The organism is Streptomyces sp. LHD-70 (assembly GCF_031157275.1).
Taxonomy (GTDB): Bacteria; Actinomycetota; Actinomycetes; order Streptomycetales; family Streptomycetaceae; genus Streptomyces.
This window is the reverse complement of the sequence record NZ_JAVIFW010000001.1, coordinates 514,009-532,225: the sequence shown is the minus strand read 5'-3', so window position 1 is coordinate 532,225 and position 18,217 is coordinate 514,009. Positions and strand designations below refer to the sequence as shown.

Here is an 18,217-nt window from a genome sequence, read left to right as displayed (position 1 = left end):
AACCGCCGATTGACGAGCTCCAGGTCACGGTGTGGGCTCGCTCTCCGGTCCGGGCTCTTACCGCGTCCGCGGCCCCGGTAGGGTTCCGACCGTCAGTGGGGCGAGAGCGAATGAGCAGAAGGCAAGCGATGAGCAGGCTGCGCAGGGTGAGTCGGCCGGCCGCGGCAGCAGCGGCGGTGACGGTGCTGGCCGTGACGGCGAGCGGGTGCGTGACGGTGCACGGGGAGCGGGAGATCCTCCCCGCGGCGACGAAGGCGGAGGCCGCCCGTGCCCTGAAGGACTTCACGAAGGCGTACAACGCCGCGGAGGCCGCGGCCGACCCGGCCAAGGACGCGAAATCGGTCACCGGGCCGTTCGGCGCGATCAACCAGGCGGGCCTGAAGGCGCGCGCGGAGCGGAAGAAGGACGGCGACGAGCAGCCTGCGTCCGCGCCCCTGAAGCTCGACGACGCGAAGTTCACCATTCCCAAACAGGCGGGCTGGCCGCGCTGGTTCGTCGCGGACACCGACAGCAACAAGGACAAGAACGGCTCGTTCCGCTGGGTGATGGTCTTCACCCGCGGCGGCCTCGCCGAGCCGTGGGAGGCCTCGTACCTGGCGTTCGTACCGCCCGGGAAGATGCCGGAGTTCAAGAAGGACAAGGACGGCTTCGCCGAGCCGGTCGACGTGGACGACAAGAAGCTCGCCGTCGCCCCGAAGAACCTGAGCGAGGAGTTCGCCTCCTACCTGAAGGAGGGCGGCGAGACCTTCCAGTCGGGCCCGTACACCTCCACCTGGCGCACGCAGCGCGAGAAGGCGGCCGATAGCCTCGGCCTGGCCACGCAGTACATCGACGAGCCGCAGAACTCCGGTACGTACGCCCCGGTCGGGCTGCGCACCAAGGACGGCGGGGCGCTGGTGTTCTTCTCCACGCGCCACTTCGAGAAGCGCACCGCGGCCGAGGGCCTGAACCTGCGCATCGGCCCGGACGTGCGCGCGCTGATGACGGGCGACGCCAAGAGCGCGGTGACCCTGGAGTACGCGGCCGGCCAGACCGCCGTCGTACCGCCGAAGGGCGCCTCCACCTCACAGGTCCAGGTGCTGAACCGGGTCCAGGGGCTGACGGGCGCGAAGGGCGAGTGAGCGGGACGGGCGCGAAGGGCGCGTGAGCAAGCGGTAGGCGGGCCCGGGGAGACGTTCCCCGGGCCCGCCTTTTGCGTTCGAAGGTTCGACGACTCGAAGGCTGGAAGCCGCTCAGCCGCGCAGCGGCCAGGCCGCGCTCTCCGGCTCCGCGCCCGCGTGCTGCGCGATCGCGTCGGTGAGCGCTTCGAGGAGGGTCAGCGGCTCGGGCAGCGGATGCTCGGGGCCTCGCACCCAGTGGACGTCGAGCTCACCGGGCAGTCGCGCGGGCGGTACCAGGACGTACGAACCGCGGCAGTGCCAGCGCAGGCCGGGGTGTTCGTCCGTCGTCTCGGGGTGGCAGTCCAGCTCGCACGGCCACCACTCGTCCTCGTCCTCCGGGGTGCCGCGGGTCGCGGTGAAGAACATCATCCGGTTCCCGCCGGACTCGGCGACGGGGCCGACCTCCACGCCCGCCGCGAGCAGCCGCTCCAGGGCGCTGCGCCCGGCTTCCAGGGGGACGTCAAGGACGTCGTGGACCATGCCGGTCGCCGTGATGAAGTTGGCCTCCGGCTGGTGCTCGGCCCAGCGCTGGATCTGGCCGCGGTCGGTGGTCGACTGCGTCTGCCAGGCGAAGGAGATCGGGTGCCGGGCGGGGGTGGGGCAGCCGATGCGGTCGCAGGAGCAGCGGTACCCGGCGGGGTGGGCCGCCGGGGCGAGCGGCAGGCCTGCCGCGGCGGCGGCGAGAAGCAGGGCCTCGCGGCTCCCCTCGTCCCCCGCGTCCTTGGGGCGGCGGGCGCGCAGCCACTGTGAAAACCTGCTCTGTCCGCCGGTGCGACGGCCGAACTCCGCGCCCATCTATCCCCTCACCTTGCTTCGTCCCGTCCGTCCATGGTGCCACCATCCTGCGCCTCGGGTGGCCGCACTCCTCATCCGGGGTACCGGGGGCGATGCGCGGGCTTGGGTGTCGATGACGGGCGAGTCCGGACATATCTGCCTACCTTGGGCGTCATGGTCACCCTGGCTGCACCCGCCGTCATCACCGCCCTTGCCCTGGCGGGGCAACTGACCGGTGTCACCCCCGGCGGTACGACCACCCCCCTGGAGTGGAGCAACGGCGGCCCGCTCACCGTCGCCTCGCTGCCCCGCGTCACGTACACCGCGCATCGCGGCGGCGCCCTCGAAGTGCCCGAGAACAGCATGTCCGGCCTGGTGGCGGCGTTCGAGCGGGGCACGGCCCAGGTGCTCGACGTGGACACCAGGATGCTGCGCGACGGCACGCTGGTAGCGATGCACGACCCCACCCTGGACCGTACGACCGACCGGAAGGGCCCGGTCCACTCCCTCACGGCGAAGCAGTGGCGCGACGTACGGCTGACGCCGGGCCGTTCGCTGCGCGGTGCCTGGCGGCCCGAGCGCCCGCCGACGGTGGCCGAGGTGCTCGACCGGTTCGGCGGGCGGGTGGTGCTGCTCCTGGAGGTCAAGGACAAGGCCGGGCTCGCCCCGCTCGCGCGGATGCTGCACCGGCGCGGCCTGACCCGCTCCGTCCTGGTCAACTCGCACTGGCCGTCGGTGGCCGAGCGCGCGCACGAGCTCGGCCTGAGCACCCAACTCTGGCGCAGCGCACGGCAGATGAGGACCGACAAGCCGCGCGAGTGGCGCACGTTCGTCGACGTGCTCGACGTGGACTACAAGGCGCGCGACCGGGATCTGGTACGGGCGGTCAACTCGGGCATCCCGCATGTGTGGGCGCACACCGTGAACTCGGTGAAGCAGCGGGACCGCGTGCTGCGCCTCGGCTGCGACGGCGTGATCACCAACGCGCCGGGGCTCCTCGCCCGCACACCGGTCACGGGGCCCGTCCGGGCGCGGCCGCTCAGCGAGGAGTGATCCGGCGGCTGCCGTTCAGCGGGGGGCGAGGCCGCCCAGGGAGTACTCGACGAGCGTGTCCGCGTACGTGTGCGTCAGTTCGCCGGTGCCCTGCAGCCAGCGTTGCGCGATCGGCGAGATGAAGAGTTCGAGGGCGATCCGCGGGTCGAGGTCGGCGCGCAGTTCGCCGGTCTTCTGGGCGGCGCGCAGCCGGGCGACGTAGAGCTGGAGGCCGGGTTCGAGGAGCTGCTCGACGACGCGGGCGCTGAGGTCGCGGTTGATGATGCCCTCGGCGGCGAGCGCGCGGTACGGGATCTCGAACTGCGGGTCCTTGAGCTCGTCGACGGTGGCGCGCAGCACGTCCTTCAGGTCGGCCGCGAGGTCGCCGGTGTCGGGGATGGCGCGGGCCTCGTCGGGGTCCACTCCGGCGGCCTCCGCGGCGGCGGCCATGTTCCGCTCGCCGAGGTCGACGAAGGCTTCGAGCAGGACCTCCGCCTTGGACGACCACCAGCGGTAGATCGTCTGCTTGCCGACGCCGGCGCGGGCGGCGATGCCTTCGATGGTCGTCTTCGCGTATCCGGCCTCGCTGATCAGGGCGAGGGCCGCGTCGTAGATGGCGCGGCGGGAGCGCTCGCTGCGCCGCGATGAATCGGGGGCTGTCTTGGTCGCCATGGCTCGAATGTAGCAGCGCGGTGAGCCGATACGTATCGTCTCGAAAAGGCTTGACAAGACGGACCGTCTCGCACACCCTGGAGCTCACCGCGAGACGATACGTCTCGCCTCGATCGCTTCGACAGGGACGGGAGTACGACATGACCCGAGGTGGAGCAGGAAACATGCTGGGCGTCGGCGGGCACCGCACCAAGCTGTCCCGCAAGGCGCTGCGCGGCGGCGGCCGGGACGGGCGGATCGGCGGCGGGCTCGACGCACAGGCGCAGAAACGGGAGTTGCTGCGCAAGCTGCAGGAAGGGCGCGGCGACGGCACGGCTTCATGAGCGGTAGCGGTGTGAACTCGCGCGGCACGTACGGAGAACAACCCGTTCGCCACCGCGCAGGAGGGCTCTTCACGGCGGACCATGGGCAGCAATCCGAGTGGCCGACACCCGGCCGCTCAGCCCACCGTGAGGAGCCCTCATTGCCTCGTCACGCCACACCCCGGCGCTACCTGATGTGCCCACCAGCGCACTTCAAGGTCACGTACTCCATCAATCCGTGGATGGACCCCACGAAGCCCGTCGACGTACCCCTGGCCGTCGCGCAGTGGGAGGACCTGAGGGAGCGCTACCGCTCGCTCGGCCACACCGTCGAGCAGCTCACCCCCCGCCCCGAACTCCCCGACATGGTCTTCGCCGCGAACGGCGCGACCGTGATCGACGGCCGCGTGCTCGGCGCCCGCTTCGCCCACGCAGAGCGCGCCTCCGAGGCCGCCGCGCACCTCGACTGGTTCCGTACGCACGGCTTCGCCGAGGCCGACGTGTACGAGCCCGCGCACATCAACGAGGGCGAGGGCGACTTCGCCGTCACCTCCTCGTACGTGCTCGCCGGGCGCGGGTTCCGGGCGAGCCCGCTCTCGCACGGCGAGGCCCAGGAGTTCTTCGGGCGGCCGGTGATCGGGCTCGACCTGGTCGACCCGCGCTACTACCACCTCGACACCGCCCTCGCCGTGCTCGACGACGCGGCGGACTCCGGCGACGCGATCATGTACTACCCGGGCGCGTTCTCACCCGGCAGCCGGGCCGTCCTGCGCCGCCTCTTCCCCGACGCGCTGATCGCCGAGGAGCCGGACGCCGCGGCGCTCGGCCTGAACGCGGTCTCGGACGGCCTGCACGTGCTGCTTCCGCAGGCGGCGGTGGGCCTCTTCGGGCCGCTCAGGGAACGCGGCTTCGAGCCGATCGGGATGGACCTGGGCGAGCTGCTCAAGGGCGGCGGGAGCGTCAAGTGCTGTACGCAGGAGCTGCGTTGCCGTTGATCGCGCGGGGCCGGGCCTCTGGCGCGGCCCCGCTCCGGGCGATGCGGAAGGCGTTCATCCGGCAGCCATGCGGCCGCCACGGCGACGTCCGGAAGGTCACGTATCACTAAGGTCACGTATCACTAACGGGTCTGAACCAGACGGAACCAGACCCTGGGCGGGGCGGTGGCAGCCGGGAGACTCCTGGCAAGGCCGCCGCCCCGCCCGCTCGTCGGTCGCTCTTCCGTCCCTCATCCGTCCCTCATCCGTCCCTGATCCGTCCCTGATCCGTCCCTGATCCGTCCAACCCGGACAGCTCGGGCATCGCCGTCGCCGGTGACATCACGCCGCGCGGCTACGACTTCGAGTACGCGGAGGTCACCAAGGCGTTCGCCGCACACACGCTGCCCAGAGCGGCCTGGGCGATCGGCAACCACGAGTTCTGACGAGCAGTTCACGTGGCTGGAGGACCGACAACGGCACCGGCGGCGAGGTCACCGTCCCGGGCGCGTTCAACCAGGGGCTGCAGGTCGAGGTGTACCGCGACAAGGTGGTCGTGCGGGCCCGCGACTTCGGCCGGTCGGCCTGGATCAAGCAGATCACGGTGCCGCTGCACGCGGCCCTCTGACCTCGGCTCAACTCCAGGCGTCGCCCCACTCCGCGTTCCTGGCCTCCTTGTAGCGCGCCCCGTGCCGCTTCGTCACCGTCGTACGGGTCAGGGCCTCGTCCCGGACGCACAGGTCGAGCAGCACCTGCCCCTTGCGGATCTGCGGGCGGCGGACGATGCGGGCCGGGGCCGGGGTGGCCGGGAGGCGGGTGGCGGCGACGTAGCTGAACTTCTCGTCCTCGTACGCCAGGGAGCCGCCCTTGACCTGCCGGTGCAGGGAGGAGCGGCTGACGCGGGACGCGAAGTGGCACCAGTCCTTGCCGGGTTCGATGGGGCAGGCCGCGCTGTGCGGGCAGGGGGCGGCGATGCGCAGGCCCGCGGCGATCAGGCGGTCCCTGGCCTCGATGACGCGGGCGTAGCCGTCGGGGGTGCCGGGTTCGATGATCACGACGGTCTGGCCGGCGGCCGCGGCGGCGTCGACGACCGAGCCGCGGTCGTCGTCGGTCAGCTCGCCGAGTACGTACGAGATCGTGACGAGGTCAGTGCTCTCGATGCTGAGCGCTGCTCCGATACGAGCGCGCTGCCAGCGCGCGGCGCTCAACAGGGGGTTGGACTCGGCCAGTTCACGCCCCAGGGCGAGCGCGGGCTCCGCCCAGTCGAGGACCGTGACCGGGCGCTCCTGCGGCCAGGTCGCGCTGACCGCCCAGGTCGCGGCGCCCGTACCGCCGCCGATGTCGACATGGCTGCCCGGCGACCAGCCCTCGGGGGCTGCGGCCGCGAAGGCGTCGAGGGCGGAGCGTACGGCCTCGAAGGTGGCGGGCATCCGGTACGCCGCGTAGGCCGCGACGTCCGAGCGGTCGCGCAGCACGGGGGTGTCGGTCGGGGTGCGGCCGCGGTAGTTGGCGATCAGGCGGTCCACGGCTTGCGCGGCCTGCTTGGGGGGCAGTCCGTTGAGCAGTCCGCTCAGCGCGGGGCGGAGCGCTTCGGCGGGGGCGAGGTCGTTCACCTGGGGAATCGTACCCGGGATCCCCAGCACCCCACGGGTCTCCCGCCCCGGCCCCCGGTTCGCCCGGACGGCGGTTCTTTCCCCTCCCCGCCCCTTCCCGAAATCCTGCGGAGCTTCGGGGCTCCGCCCCGGACCCCGCTCCTCAATCGCCGGAGGGGCTCAATTTTGAGCCCCTCCGGCGATTGAGGAGGCCCGTCCGGCAAGACTTCGGGAAGGGGCGGGTAGGGGAAGAGTCAGGCCTCCGCCCCCGCCACCGCCCGCGCCAACCGCGTAGCCGCCCGCGCCCGAGGCGCACTGTCCGGAGCCGTACGAAACGGGTGCACCGCGTTCGCCAGCAGCACCAAGAACGTGTCCGAAGCCCGGTCGAGGACCAGGGACGTGCCCGTGAAGCCCGTGTGGCCCGCCGCGCCGCGCCCCGCCAGCTCGCCCATGAACCAGGGCTTGTCGACGAGGAAGCCGAGCCCCGGTGGGCGAAGGAGCAGGTCGACGAAGTCGGGGCCGAGGACGCGGGCGGGCCCGTACGCGCCGCCGCCGAGCAGGGTGCGGCAGAACACCGCGAGGTCGTGCGCCGTGGAGAAGAGGCCCGCATGCCCGGCCACCCCGCCGAGGGCGTACGCGTTCTCGTCGTGCACCACTCCCCTGACCATGCCCCGGTCGAGCTTCGCGCGGGGCGTGCGCTGGTCCTCGGTGGCCGCGGCGAACGGGCAGGGGCCGAAGCCGGTCGCGCGCATGCCGAGGGGGCGGGTGATGCCGTCGCGGATCAGCCGGTCGAGGCGGCGGCCGGTGAGGCGCTCCAGGACCTGCTGGAGCAGCAGCATGTTGAGGTCGGAGTAGAGGTACTCCCCTCCCGGCTCGCCGACCGGTTCCTCTGTCCGCAGCGCGGCGAGCATCGCGGGCCGGTCCGGGCAGGCGTACAGCGGGAGTTCGGGGCGCAGGCCCGAGGTGTGGGTGAGCAGCTGGCGCACGGTGATGCCGTGGTCGGCGGCGGCGGTGAGTTCGGGGACGTACGCGGCGATCCGGGCGTCGATGCCGAGAGTGCCGCGTTCGATCTGCTGGACGGCGGCGACGGCGGTGAACAGCTTGGTGAGCGAGGCCAGGTCGAAGGGCGTGCCGAGGGTCATGGGGACGCGGCGGTGCGCGGGCAGTTCCTCGCCCCCGGCGGCGTACCGGACGGCGTATCCGGCGGCCTCCTCGACGGCGAGCACGGGCCCGCGCCCGGCGACCACGACGGCGCCCGCGCACCAGGTGCCGGGCAGGGCGCGCACGTCGTCGGCGAGGAGCCGCAGGTGCTCCGGGTCGAGTCCGGCCCGCTCGGGCGGGCCGGTGCGCAGCCGTTGCGGTGTCAGTGCTCCGCCCCCTCCGTGCGGCCGGTGCCCGGGTCCGTTCCCGTACCGGCGACCGGACCCTGTCCCGTACCGGCGACCGAACCCGAGCCCGCACCGGCGACCGAACCCTGTCCCGTACCCGGCCCCGAACCCGCAACCGAACCCGTACCCGCGACCGAACCCGGCCCCGTACCCGCAACCGCATCCGTCACCGGACCGGCGACCGCATCCGTGACCGGACCGGTCGCGGGACCGGTCGCGGGACCGGTCGGCTGCGCCTCCGCCGGCCGCCGCCAGGGCCTGCACAGCCCCACGAAGAACGCGGCCGCGATCAGCGCGCAGGCCAGCTGGACCACGGCCATCGGTACGGCGGTGTGCTCGCCCGCGATGCCGACGAGCGGCGAGGCCACGGCGCCGACGAGGAACGAGGACGTGCCGAGCAGCGCGGAGGCGGAGCCCGCGGCGTGCGGGGTGCGCATCAGGGCGAGGGCGTTGGCGTTCGGCAGGGTGATGCCCATCGCGGACATCAGGACGAAGAGGCCGGCGGCGATCGGTACGAGCCCGATGTCCTGGGCGTCCCCGAAGACTCCCGTCGTCATCAGGAGCAGCGCGGCCGCGGCGAGCGTGATCAGGACGAGGCCGACGCCGAGGACCCGGTCGAGCCGTACGCGGCCGACGAGGATCTTGCCGTTGATCTGGCCGACGATGATCAGGCCGACCGAGTTGACCCCGAAGAGGAGGGAGAAGGTCTGCGGGGACGCGCCGTAGATCTCCTGCACTACGAAGGGGGACGCCGCGATGTAGGCGAACAAGGCGGCGAAGGCGAAGCCGCCGGCGAAGGTGTACCCGGCGAAGACCCGGTCGCCGAGCAGCCCGCCCATGGTCCGCAGGGCGTCGCCGACCCCGCCGGACTGGCGGCGTTCCGGGGCGAGGGTCTCGGGGAGGCGGCGCCAGACGAGGGCGGTGAGCGCGATGCCGATGACGGTCAGGACGACGAAGATGCCGCGCCAGTCGGTGAAGCGGAGCACCTGTCCGCCGACGAGCGGCGCGACGATCGGGGCGACCCCGGAGATCAGCATCAGGGTGGAGAAGAACCGGGCCATGTCCACGCCGTCGTACAGGTCGCGCACGACGGCGCGGGCTATCACTATGCCCGCGGCCCCGGCGAGGCCCTGCAACAGGCGGAAGGCGACGAGGAGTTCGACGCCCGGCGCGGCGGCGCAGATCGCGGTGGCCACGATGTAGATGAGCAGGCCGACGAGGAGCGGGCGGCGCCGCCCCCAGCGGTCGCTCATCGGCCCGACCACGAGCTGCCCGAGCGCCATGCCGGCGAGGCAGGCGGTGAGGGTGAGCTGCACGGTGGCGGCCGGGGCGGTCAGCGCGCGGGTGACCTCCGGGAGCGCCGGCAGGTACATGTCCATGGAGAGCGGCGGTACGGCGGTGAGTCCGCCGAGCAGGAAGGTCGTGAGGAGTCCGGTGCGCCGTGCCGCCGCCTTGTCGCCGTCGCGCACCGCTTCCGGTGCCGGGTCCTTGCGCCCTGCGGAACGTCGGTCCACAGCCGTCACGTACCTCAACCCCTCCCCATCGCTGCCACGGCTCCCTATGCTCTCAGCTCGGTCGGCGTGGTCGAGACCAGTTCGGCGCCAGTCTGTGCCGGGCTGCGGACGGCGGCGGACGGGCGGCGGACGGGACAGCGGACAGGACAGGGGGGCACCGGATGGGGCGTGTGCGGTGGGGGGTGCTCGCGACCGGCTGGATCGCCGAGCGGTTCACGGCGGAGCTGCTCGACATGCCGTCGGACGCCGAGGTGGTGGCGGTCGCCTCGCGTACGAGCGACGGCGCGCGGGCGTTCGCGGACCGGTTCGGGATTCCCCGGGCGTACGGGGACTGGGCGTCGCTCGCGGCGGACGAGGACGTCGACGTGGTGTACGTGGCGACGCCGCACTCCGCGCACCGGGAGGCCGCCGGGCTCTGCCTGGAGGCGGGGCGTGCGGTGCTGTGCGAGAAGGCGTTCGCGCTGAACTCCCGGGAGGCCGAGGAGCTGGTGGCCCTCGCACGGGCGCGCGGGAGCTTCCTGATGGAGGCCATGTGGATGTACTGCCATCCGCTGATCCGGCGCCTGCGGGAGCTGGTCGCGGACGGGGCGATCGGTGAAGTGCGCACGGTCCAGGCCGACTTCGGGCTGGCGGGCCACCTCTTGCCGGAGGCGAGGAATGGGACACTGCCTCCGTCCCACCGCCTACGGGACCCGAAGCAGGGCGGGGGCGCGCTGCTCGACCTCGGGGTGTACCCGGTGTCGTTCGCGCACCTGCTGCTCGGGGAGCCCGCGGAGGTCACGGCGAGAGCGGTGCTCTCGGAGGAGAGCATCGATCTCCGTACGGGAATGCTGCTGTCGTACGAGAGCGGTGCGCATGCCGTGCTGCACTGCTCCATCGACGCGGCGACCCCGGTCAGCGCGTCCGTCACCGGCTCCCGCGGCCGGATCGACATCCCGGACGGCTTCTTCTTCCCGGACCGCTTCGTGCTGCACCGGCCGGGCCGCGAGCCCGAGGAGTTCACCGGCGAGGGCCGTCGGGACTCCCTCCGGCACGAGGCGACCGAGGTGATGCGCTGCCTGCGCGCGGGCGAGCGGGAGTCTCCCCTTGTGCCCCTCGACGGCACCCTCGCCGTGATGCGGACGCTCGATGCCGTACGGGAGCGCATCGGCGTCCGCTATCCCGGGGAGTGAACTCGCCTGCGCGCAACGGTGGTTGGCCGCTCGCGCGGAAAGGCGGTCGCCCGCCCGCGCACCACAGCGGTTACGCGGGCTTCAGGCCCGGGTTCCCCGCCTCCGTCACGAACGACGCCGCCGTGGAGATCGGCGCGCCCGGCGTCGTCACCGCGGAGACCGTCTTGAAGTCGGCCCGCGCCGACTCCGTGCCGAGGGCCACCGTCACGTAGCCGCGCCTGCCGTTGAAGAACTTCAGGTGCGGGTTGGCCTTCATGTACGTGTCCCAGGTGTCGGGCTTCTCGGCGCCGTCCTTGCCGCTGGCGATGGAGGTCGCGACGATCTCCGTGCCGACGGTCTTGGAGTCCGGGTCGTCGAAGTCCTGCTTGATGTCGAAGGCGTAGCCGCGGTGCACGTCGCCGGTGAGCACCATCAGGTTGTCGATCCCGGCCGCGCGGGCGCCGTCCAGGACGCGGGCCCGCGAGGCGCGGTAGCCGTCCCAGGCGTCCATGGACAGCTTGGGCGTGTCGGTGAGGTCGAACGCCCGCTGGGACACGACGACTTGCTGCGGCATCAGGTTCCACAGCGCCCGCGACCGCCGCCAGCCGTCGAGCAGCCAGCGCTCCTGCGTGGCGCCGGTGATGCTGCGCTTCGGGTCGTCGGTCTCGGGCCCCGCCGGGTGCGCCTTGTCGCCGTACGCCTGGTCGGAGCGGTACTGGCGGGTGTCGAGGATGTCGAACTGGGCGAGCCGGCCCCAGTGCAGGCGCCGGTAGAGCTGCATGTCGGGCCCGGAGGGCTGCTGCGGGCGGCGCAGCGGCTGGTTCTCCCAGTACGCGCGGTACGCGGCGGCCCGGCGGACGAGGAACTCCTGCGGCGGTACGCCGTTCTCCGGGATGCCGTCGGCGTAGTTGTTCTCGGTCTCGTGGTCGTCCCAGGTGACGAGGAAGGGGTGCGCGGCGTGCGCGGCCTTCAGGTCGGGGTCGGACTTGTAGAGGCCGTAGCGCATCCGGTAGTCGTCGAGCGTGACGGTCTCCCGGTTGAAGTGCGCGGGCAGCACGCGGTCGGTGTAGTTGCGGGCGCCGCCGACGGAGTTCACGGCGTACTCGTAGAGGTAGTCGCCCAGGTGCAGGACCACGTCGACGTCGTCCTGCGCCAGGTGCTCGTACGCGGTGAAGTACCCGTCGTGGTACGCCTGGCAGGAGACGGCGGCGAGCTTCAGGGCGGAGACACCGGCGGCGCGGGCCGGGGCGGTGCGGGTGCGGCCGACCGGGCTGATCCAGCTGCCGGTGCGGAAGCGGTAGTGGTAGACGCGGCCGGCGTCCAGGCCGTCGACCTCTACGTGCACGGAGTGGCCGAACTCGGGGTGCGCGGTGGTGGAGCCGCGTCTGACGATCCGGGTGAAACGGGCGTCGTGGGCGATTTCCCACTGCACGGTGACGCGCTGGGCGGGCAGGCCGCCGTCGGCCTCGAAGGGCTGGGGGGCGAGCCGGGTCCACAGCACGACGTTGCCGGGCTGCGGGTCGCCGGAGGCCACGCCCATGGTGAACGGATCGTCAGCTATGCGCCGTGCGTCCAGTTCTGCGGCGTGGGCCGCGCCTGCGCCGGGCAGGTTGGTGGCGAAGGCCAGCGCGGCGGCGGCGCCGGTCACGGTGAGGAATCGGCGGCGCCCCAAGTGCCGTGCGGCGGCGCGGAGTTCCTCGGTCTGGCGGGCTGCATTCCGGGCTGCCTCGTGAGCTGCGACTGTCATCGGCCCCTCCCCTGACGGTGGTTGTCAGAGGCATTCGATGGGGGCGCGACGACCGGGGCCTGTCGCGTACACAACAGTCGCATGGCGGACGGATGAGCGGTGCGTTGCCATGCGTCCCGTACGCTGCGGGGCCATGAACGAGGCGCAAACGAAGATCGCGATCGTGACGGGCGCGGGCTCCGGCATCGGCCGGGCCGTCGCCCTCGAACTGGCGCGCGGCGGCTGGTCCCTGACGCTCGCCGGGCGGCGCACCGAGGCCCTGGAGGAGACGGCGGCGCTCACGAAGAGCGACGACGTGCTCTGTGTACGCACCGACGTCGCGGTGCAGGAGGACGTGGCGGCCCTGTTCGCCGCCACGCGGGACCGGTTCGGCCGGCTCGACCTGCTCTTCAACAACGCCGGCACGTTCGGCCCCGGCGGCGTCCCCCTCGACGAGCTGCCCTACGAGGCGTGGCGGCACGTCGTCGACACCAACCTCAACGGCGCGTTCCTGTGCGCCCAGGCCGCGTTCCGGCAGATGAAGGGCCAGTCACCGCAAGGCGGGCGGATCATCAACAACGGGTCGATCTCCGCCCAGGTGCCGCGCCCGCACTCCATCGCGTACACCGCCACGAAGCACGCCATGACGGGCCTGACGAAGTCGCTGTCCCTGGACGGGCGCCCGTACCGCATCGCCACGAGCCAGATCGACATCGGCAACGCGGCGACCGACATGACCGAGCAGATGCAGCGCGGCATCCTTCAGGCCAACGGGCAACTGGCCGCCGAGCCCGCCATGGACGTCGCCGACGTGGCCCGCACGGTCCGGCACATGGCGGAGCTCCCGCTGGAGGCGAACGTCCAGTTCGCCACGGTCATGGCCACCAACATGCCGTTCATCGGGCGGGGTTGAGCCCTTCCCGTACGACCGCCGGGTACGGGGTGCGGGAATGCCCGCGCCCCGCGCCCGGTTGAGCTGTGGCATGAGCGCATCCACGGCACCCGAAGCCTCCACGGCCCACCCGGACATCCTTCGCTACACCGCCTTCTCCGCCGACCCCGCCGGGGGCAACCCGGCCGGTGTCGTGCTCGACGCGAGCGGTCTGGACGACGCACGGCAGCTGGCGATCGCCGCCGAACTCGGCTACAGCGAGACGGCGTTCCTGACCGCACCGCCCGCCGAGCTGTCCCCGGCGGGCGGCCGTGCGTACACGCTGCGCTTCTTCAGCCCGAAGGACGAGGTCAACTTCTGCGGGCACGCCACGGTCGCCACGGCCGTCGCGCTCGCCCAGCACGGCGGCGGCCCCGGTGACTACGTGTTCGCGACCCCGGCCGGCACCGTCCCGGTCACCGTGGCCGACGTGGACGGCGAGCTGCGCGCCACCCTCACCAGTGTCGAGCCGAAGGTGAAGGACGTCGAGCGCGCCGATCTCGACGAGGCGCTCGCCGCGCTGCGCTGGGCCGAGTCCGACCTCGACCCGGCCCTGCCGCCGCGCATCGCCTTCGCGGGCAACGACCACCTGGTCCTCGCCGCCGCGACCCGCGCCCGCCTCGCCGACCTGGACTACGACTTCGCCCGCCTCGAAGCCCTCATGCACCGGCTGAACCTCACCACGCTGCAGCTGGTGTGGCGGGAGTCCGACGGCCTGTTCCACGCCCGCGACCCGTTCCCGGTCGGCGGCGTGGTCGAGGACCCGGCGACGGGCGCGGCGGCCGCCGCCTTCGGCGCGTACGCCCGTGAGCTCGGCCTGGTCGGCGAGGAGTCGGAGTTCGTCATCCGGCAGGGCGAGGACATGGGCCGCCCCGGCACGCTCACGGTGACGCTCCGCCAGGGCGACCCGCGCGTGCACGTGGCGGGCACGGCGGTCCGTATCGCGGAGTAGACCCCCAGGTACTAACTGAACCGCACCGGCAGGTGCTTGATCCCGTTGATGAAGTCCGAGCGCATCCGCCGCGGCTCACCCGTCAGCTCGACGTGCGGGAAGCGGCGGAGCAGGGCTCGTACGAGCGACTTGATCTCGGTCCGCGCGAGGCCCGAGCCCAGGCAGTAGTGCGGACCGCCGCCGCCGAACGCCAGGTGGTCGTTGGGGGTGCGGCGCAGGTCGAGCACGTCCGGGTCGGTGAAGACGGTCTCGTCGCGGTTGGCGGAGGTGTAGTAGAGGACGACTTTCCGGCCCTCCCTGATCGGCACGCCGCGCAGCTCGGTGTCGCGGTTCGCGGTGCGCCGGAAGTTGTGGATCGAGCCGTTCCAGCGCAGGAACTCCTCGGTGGCCGTGGCCCACAGCGCCTCGTCGTCGATGCCCGCGACCAGCTCGGCCCGCGCCTTCGGGTGCTCGACGAGGGTGAGCAGGGTGCCGGCGAGGAGGTTGCGGGTGGTCTCGTTGCCGGCCACGCACAGCGTCACGAAGAACATGTCGATCTCGTGCGCCGAGAGCCGCTCCCCGTCGACCTCGCCGTGCACGAGAGCACTGATCACATCGTCGCGCGGCTCCTTCAGGCGGGCGGCGGCCAGCTCGTCGCAGTACCCGTAGATCTCGGCCGCCGCGATCTGCCCGTCCTCCTCGGTGGTACGGAAGTCCGGGTCCTGGAAGCCGACCATCCGGTTGGACCAGTCGAAGATCTTGTCCTCGTCGGCGGCCGGGATGCCGACCATCTCGCAGATCACCTGCAGTGGCAGCCGCGCGGCCAGCTCGGCCACGAACTCGACCTCGCCGCCGCCCTGTTCGCTCAGCTCCGTGACCCGGTCGGCGAGGATCCCGGCCCGGCGCTCGATGTCCTCGGTCAGCTTGCGGATCATGCGCGGCGCGAACGCGGCGTTGACGAGCCGCCGGTAGCGGCTGTGCTTGGGCGGGTCCATCCCGACGAGGGTGAGCGCGAGGCTCTCCAGCGCCTCGGGCGCCTGGTCCCGTACGAAGAACGAACCCCGCTCGACGGACCAGAGCTCCGGGTCCCGGCTGAGCGCGACGACGTCCTCGTGCCGGGTGATCGCGAAGAAGCCGGTGTCGCCGGGTATCCCGTGCCAGTGCACAGGGTCCTCGCGCCGCAGCCACGCGAACTGCTCGTGCGGCACGCCTTCGGCCCAGGTGTCTTCGAGGAGGTCGATGGGGGGCATGTCGCTGGGGGGCATGTCGAGGGAGGTCATGAGGTTCCCTTCGGAGTGTTCCGCTCGGTGGGGTTCACTTGTTCTCGGGCCCTTCGGGCCCTTCGGGCCGTACGGAGTGGGCGCCGAGGACACCCGAAACGGCCTCCACGACGAGCCGTTCGGGTACGGCCGCCGGGTCGAGCCGGTGTTGCAGGGCGCAGCCCAGGAGGACACCGAGGACGAGGGCGCCGGTCTCCTCGGGCGGGCGGGGCAGGACGGTCCCGGTGGCCGCGGCCCAGTCGGCGAGGCCCTCGCCGAGCTCGCGGCGGATTTCCGCGTACCGGCGGGCGAGCGGGGAACCGGCCTGGGCGTCGCGCGCCCCGTGCAGCCACAGCTCCAGTTCGAGCAGCAGCCAGGAGTCGCCGCGGTCCCCGGCGGGGCGGGTGATGCTGCGCCACATCGCGGCGGCGTGCGCCTGCGGATCGGGGTCGGCGGCGAGACCGGGCGCGAGGTGGGCGGCAGTGCGGTCCTTCCACACCTCCAGGAGGGCGAGCAACAGCCCTTCCTTGCCGCCGAAGTGGCTGTACAGGGCGCCCGTGGTACGCCCGGCCGCGTCGGCGACGGCCTCGGCGGACACGGCGTGGAACCCCTTCGCGGCGAAGAGCTCGGCGGCGGCGTCGATCAGCCGGGACCGGGTCTCGGACTTGCGCTGTTCCTGCGTACGGCGAGCCATGGGTCCCTCCCCGGGCGCCGGGGGCCGGAAGTTATATCGGCGCGGCTATATAAGCCACAGGGAGAGGAACCCACAGAACTGACGACTCGTCAACTAGTAAAGAGAAAAGGGCTGGTGAGGAGCGGGCTCATGCCTGCCCCGTATCGAACCGCGCGACCTTCCCGCCCTCGACGGTGAACTGCCAGCGGGTCCGCATCTCGCCCCAGGTGTCGTTGCGGTAGCGGACGACGAGGGTGCGCCCGTCGTCCGACTGCGACTCGACGGCCATGCTGCCGTTGGAGGAGAAGATCTCCCGCTCGGTCCATTCGGCGAGATTCCGCTCCGTACCGTCGTCCGACATGGTCGCGTCGGGCGTGAGCGCATTCTGGAAGGCATCCCTGTCCTGAGTGTTGACCGCCGCGACGAAGGCGCGTACGGCGGGGTCCGCGAGCAGTTCGACCGGCAGATCGTCGTTCATGAAGTCTCCTTCGCTGGTTTCCGCTGGTGTTCGGCTGGTGTCGTGCCGGTTCGGACTGGTTCGGACTGGTTCGGACTGGTTCGGACTGGTTCCGGGCAACCGGCGGGTTTTGGGGGCAGCCCGAGACGTACACCAATCGGCCGCGCGGGCAGCGGACCTTGGTCCGGTCGCGGCGCGTCACCCGGCCGGGGGGTGGGGGCGGCGCGCGGTGAGACCCTGAGCGGCATGGCACGCTTCGAGCGACCCTCCGACCTACTGGCCGAGTTCAAGTTCCGGGCGGTCACAGCCCTTCAGCGCCGCGTCGTCAACCCCCTCACGCGCCGCCTCCCGACCCAGACCCTCCTGGAGACCACGGGCCGCACCTCGGGCCTCCCCCGCCACACGCCCCTCGACGGCCGCCGCGTCGGCGACACGTTCTGGCTGGTCTCGGAGCACGGCGAACGCTCGCAGTACGTACGCAACATCCACGCCGACCCCAGGGTCCGCGTCCGCATCAAGGGCACCTGGCACCCCGGCACAGCCCACCTCGTCCCCGACGACGACCCCCGCACCCGCCTCCGCTCCCTGCCGGTGATCAACAGCGCGGCGGTACGGGTACTGGGGACGCGGCTGTTGACGGTGCGGGTGGATCTGGACGCGGACTGAGCGGCCCCGAGATGGACGCAGGGCCGCATGAGGGCGAACGGCTAGCATCGCGCGACCGAACCACCGCCCGCCGCCCACCCGTCACTCCGGAGCCGCCATGCCAACACCCAAGCCCCGCCTCGGCGTCGCCGTCGTGACCATGGGCAACCGTCCCCGCGAGGTCGCCGCGCTGCTTGCCTCTGTCGCCGCGCAGGACGTGCCGCCCGAGCGGATCGTGATCGTCGGCAACGGCTCGCCGCTGCCCGAATTCCCGGGCCTGCCGGGCAAGTCGACGATCATCGAACTCGACGACAACCTCGGCTGCCCCGGCGGGCGCAACGTCGCCCTGCGCAAGCTGCGCGAGTTCGGCGACGTCGACGTGGTCATCGAGCTGGACGACGACGGACTGCTCGTGGACCACGGCGCCTTCCGTGTCGTACGCGACCTCTTCGCGAGCGACCCACGGCTCGGCATCGTCGGCTTCCGCATCGCCGACGAACACGGCGAGACCCAGCGCCGGCACGTACCGCGGCTGCGCGCGAAGGACCCGATGCGGCGCGGGCTCGTGACGTCCTTCCTGGGCGGCGGCCACGCCTTCTCGATGCGGATGCTCGCGCAGACCGGCGACTGGCCCGCGGACTTCTTCTTCACGCACGAGGAGACCGACCTCGCCTGGCGGGCCCTCGACGCGGGCTGGAAGATCCTCTACGAACCGGCCCTGCTGCTCCAGCACCCGAAGACGTCCCCCGCCCGGCACGCCGTCTACTTCCGTATGACCGCCCGCAACCGCGTCTGGCTGGCCCGCCGCCGCCTTCCCCTTCCGCTGATCCCGGCGTACCTCGGTACGTGGACCCTGCTCACCCTCGCCCGCACGCGGTCGCGCGGCGGGCTGCGCGCGTGGGCGGGCGGGTTCCTGGAGGGCGCACGGACTCCGTGCGGTGAGCGGCGACCCATGCGGTGGCGCACGGTCTGGCGCCTGACGCGTCTGGGCCGCCCCCCGTTGATCTGAATCCGCGGACCGTCGACTGCCGTAAGG

Annotated in this window: 19 protein-coding genes; 10 read left to right on the top strand and 9 right to left on the bottom strand. The window is 72.2% G+C overall.

Features of this window, described 5'->3' with window-relative positions:
- Positions 1-146: 146 nt before the first annotated feature.
- Positions 147-1,121 carry a hypothetical protein gene (locus RCO28_RS02395; RefSeq protein WP_308939208.1) on the top strand — a complete coding sequence of 325 codons (975 nt, stop codon included), beginning with the start codon at positions 147-149 and terminating at the stop codon, positions 1,119-1,121.
- Between the two features lie 111 nt (positions 1,122-1,232).
- On the opposite strand, the gene RCO28_RS02390 is transcribed toward RCO28_RS02395, so the two are convergent.
- Positions 1,233-1,955 carry a bifunctional DNA primase/polymerase gene (locus RCO28_RS02390; RefSeq protein ID WP_308939207.1) on the bottom strand — a complete coding sequence of 241 codons (723 nt, stop codon included), beginning with the start codon at positions 1,953-1,955 and terminating at the stop codon, positions 1,233-1,235.
- A 153-nt stretch (positions 1,956-2,108) separates the two neighbouring features.
- Between RCO28_RS02390 and RCO28_RS02385 the strand changes: the two genes are divergently transcribed.
- Entirely contained in the window at positions 2,109-2,987 is an 879-nt protein-coding gene (locus RCO28_RS02385) for a glycerophosphodiester phosphodiesterase family protein (protein WP_308939206.1), read from the top strand.
- Between the two features lie 15 nt (positions 2,988-3,002).
- On the opposite strand, the gene RCO28_RS02380 is transcribed toward RCO28_RS02385, so the two are convergent.
- The gene (locus tag RCO28_RS02380; protein ID WP_308939205.1) at positions 3,003-3,638 is read right to left on the bottom strand and encodes a TetR/AcrR family transcriptional regulator; all 636 of its coding nucleotides are present in this window, start codon (positions 3,636-3,638) and stop codon (positions 3,003-3,005) included.
- A 140-nt stretch (positions 3,639-3,778) separates the two neighbouring features.
- On the opposite strand from RCO28_RS02380, the gene RCO28_RS02375 reads away from it, so the two are divergent.
- The 3 genes from RCO28_RS02375 (at position 3,779) to RCO28_RS02365 (ending at position 5,542) form a co-directional block, all read left to right on the top strand.
- Positions 3,779-3,961: a DUF6243 family protein gene (locus tag RCO28_RS02375; RefSeq protein WP_308939204.1), complete on the top strand. Its 183-nt coding sequence runs from the start codon at positions 3,779-3,781 to the stop codon at positions 3,959-3,961.
- 140 nt (positions 3,962-4,101) lie between these two features.
- The gene (gene ddaH, locus RCO28_RS02370; protein WP_308939203.1) at positions 4,102-4,935 is read left to right on the top strand and encodes a dimethylargininase; all 834 of its coding nucleotides are present in this window, start codon (positions 4,102-4,104) and stop codon (positions 4,933-4,935) included.
- 397 nt (positions 4,936-5,332) lie between these two features.
- A complete protein-coding gene (locus tag RCO28_RS02365; protein WP_308939673.1) occupies positions 5,333-5,542 on the top strand; it encodes a DUF4073 domain-containing protein in 210 nt (69 codons plus the stop codon).
- A gap of 7 nt (positions 5,543-5,549) precedes the next feature.
- Here RCO28_RS02365 and RCO28_RS02360 read toward each other — a convergent pair whose 3' ends face one another.
- The 3 genes from RCO28_RS02360 to RCO28_RS02350 all read right to left on the bottom strand — a co-directional run bounded on the left by RCO28_RS02360 (position 5,550) and on the right by RCO28_RS02350 (position 9,363).
- Positions 5,550-6,527 (bottom strand): small ribosomal subunit Rsm22 family protein, encoded by a 978-nt coding sequence (locus tag RCO28_RS02360; protein ID WP_308939202.1) that lies wholly within the window; start codon positions 6,525-6,527, stop codon positions 5,550-5,552.
- Positions 6,528-6,760: 233 nt separating this feature from the next.
- A complete protein-coding gene (locus RCO28_RS02355) occupies positions 6,761-7,873 on the bottom strand; it encodes a serine hydrolase domain-containing protein (RefSeq protein ID WP_308939672.1) in 1,113 nt (370 codons plus the stop codon).
- Complete coding sequence (locus RCO28_RS02350; protein WP_308939671.1) at positions 7,870-9,363, bottom strand: multidrug effflux MFS transporter; 1,494 nt, start codon at positions 9,361-9,363, stop codon at positions 7,870-7,872. Before RCO28_RS02350 ends, RCO28_RS02355 begins: the two co-directional genes overlap by 4 nt.
- 206 nt (positions 9,364-9,569) lie before the next feature.
- On the opposite strand from RCO28_RS02350, the gene RCO28_RS02345 reads away from it, so the two are divergent.
- A complete protein-coding gene (locus RCO28_RS02345) occupies positions 9,570-10,580 on the top strand; it encodes a Gfo/Idh/MocA family oxidoreductase (protein WP_308939201.1) in 1,011 nt (336 codons plus the stop codon).
- 70 nt (positions 10,581-10,650) lie between these two features.
- Here the strand turns inward: RCO28_RS02345 and RCO28_RS02340 are convergent, their stop codons facing one another.
- Entirely contained in the window at positions 10,651-12,306 is a 1,656-nt protein-coding gene (locus tag RCO28_RS02340) for an alkaline phosphatase D family protein (RefSeq protein WP_308939200.1), read from the bottom strand.
- Between the two features lie 133 nt (positions 12,307-12,439).
- Between RCO28_RS02340 and RCO28_RS02335 the strand changes: the two genes are divergently transcribed.
- Positions 12,440-13,198: an SDR family oxidoreductase gene (locus RCO28_RS02335; protein ID WP_308939199.1), complete on the top strand. Its 759-nt coding sequence runs from the start codon at positions 12,440-12,442 to the stop codon at positions 13,196-13,198.
- 70 nt (positions 13,199-13,268) lie between these two features.
- Positions 13,269-14,168, top strand: coding sequence for a PhzF family phenazine biosynthesis isomerase (locus tag RCO28_RS02330; protein WP_308939198.1), 900 nt, complete (start codon positions 13,269-13,271; stop codon positions 14,166-14,168).
- A gap of 11 nt (positions 14,169-14,179) precedes the next feature.
- On the opposite strand, the gene RCO28_RS02325 is transcribed toward RCO28_RS02330, so the two are convergent.
- The 3 genes from RCO28_RS02325 to RCO28_RS02315 form a co-directional block, all read right to left on the bottom strand.
- Positions 14,180-15,427, bottom strand: a complete 1,248-nt coding sequence (locus RCO28_RS02325; protein ID WP_308939197.1) for a cytochrome P450 — start codon at positions 15,425-15,427, stop codon at positions 14,180-14,182.
- A 34-nt stretch (positions 15,428-15,461) separates the two neighbouring features.
- The gene (locus RCO28_RS02320) at positions 15,462-16,100 is read right to left on the bottom strand and encodes a TetR/AcrR family transcriptional regulator (RefSeq protein WP_308939196.1); all 639 of its coding nucleotides are present in this window, start codon (positions 16,098-16,100) and stop codon (positions 15,462-15,464) included.
- A 127-nt stretch (positions 16,101-16,227) separates the two neighbouring features.
- The gene (locus tag RCO28_RS02315; RefSeq protein ID WP_308939195.1) at positions 16,228-16,557 is read right to left on the bottom strand and encodes a nuclear transport factor 2 family protein; all 330 of its coding nucleotides are present in this window, start codon (positions 16,555-16,557) and stop codon (positions 16,228-16,230) included.
- Between the two features lie 225 nt (positions 16,558-16,782).
- Between RCO28_RS02315 and RCO28_RS02310 the strand changes: the two genes are divergently transcribed.
- Positions 16,783-17,202 carry a nitroreductase/quinone reductase family protein gene (locus RCO28_RS02310; RefSeq protein WP_308939194.1) on the top strand — a complete coding sequence of 140 codons (420 nt, stop codon included), beginning with the start codon at positions 16,783-16,785 and terminating at the stop codon, positions 17,200-17,202.
- Between the two features lie 97 nt (positions 17,203-17,299).
- The gene (locus RCO28_RS02305) at positions 17,300-18,190 is read left to right on the top strand and encodes a glycosyltransferase (RefSeq protein ID WP_308939193.1); all 891 of its coding nucleotides are present in this window, start codon (positions 17,300-17,302) and stop codon (positions 18,188-18,190) included.
- Positions 18,191-18,217: the final 27 nt, after the last annotated feature.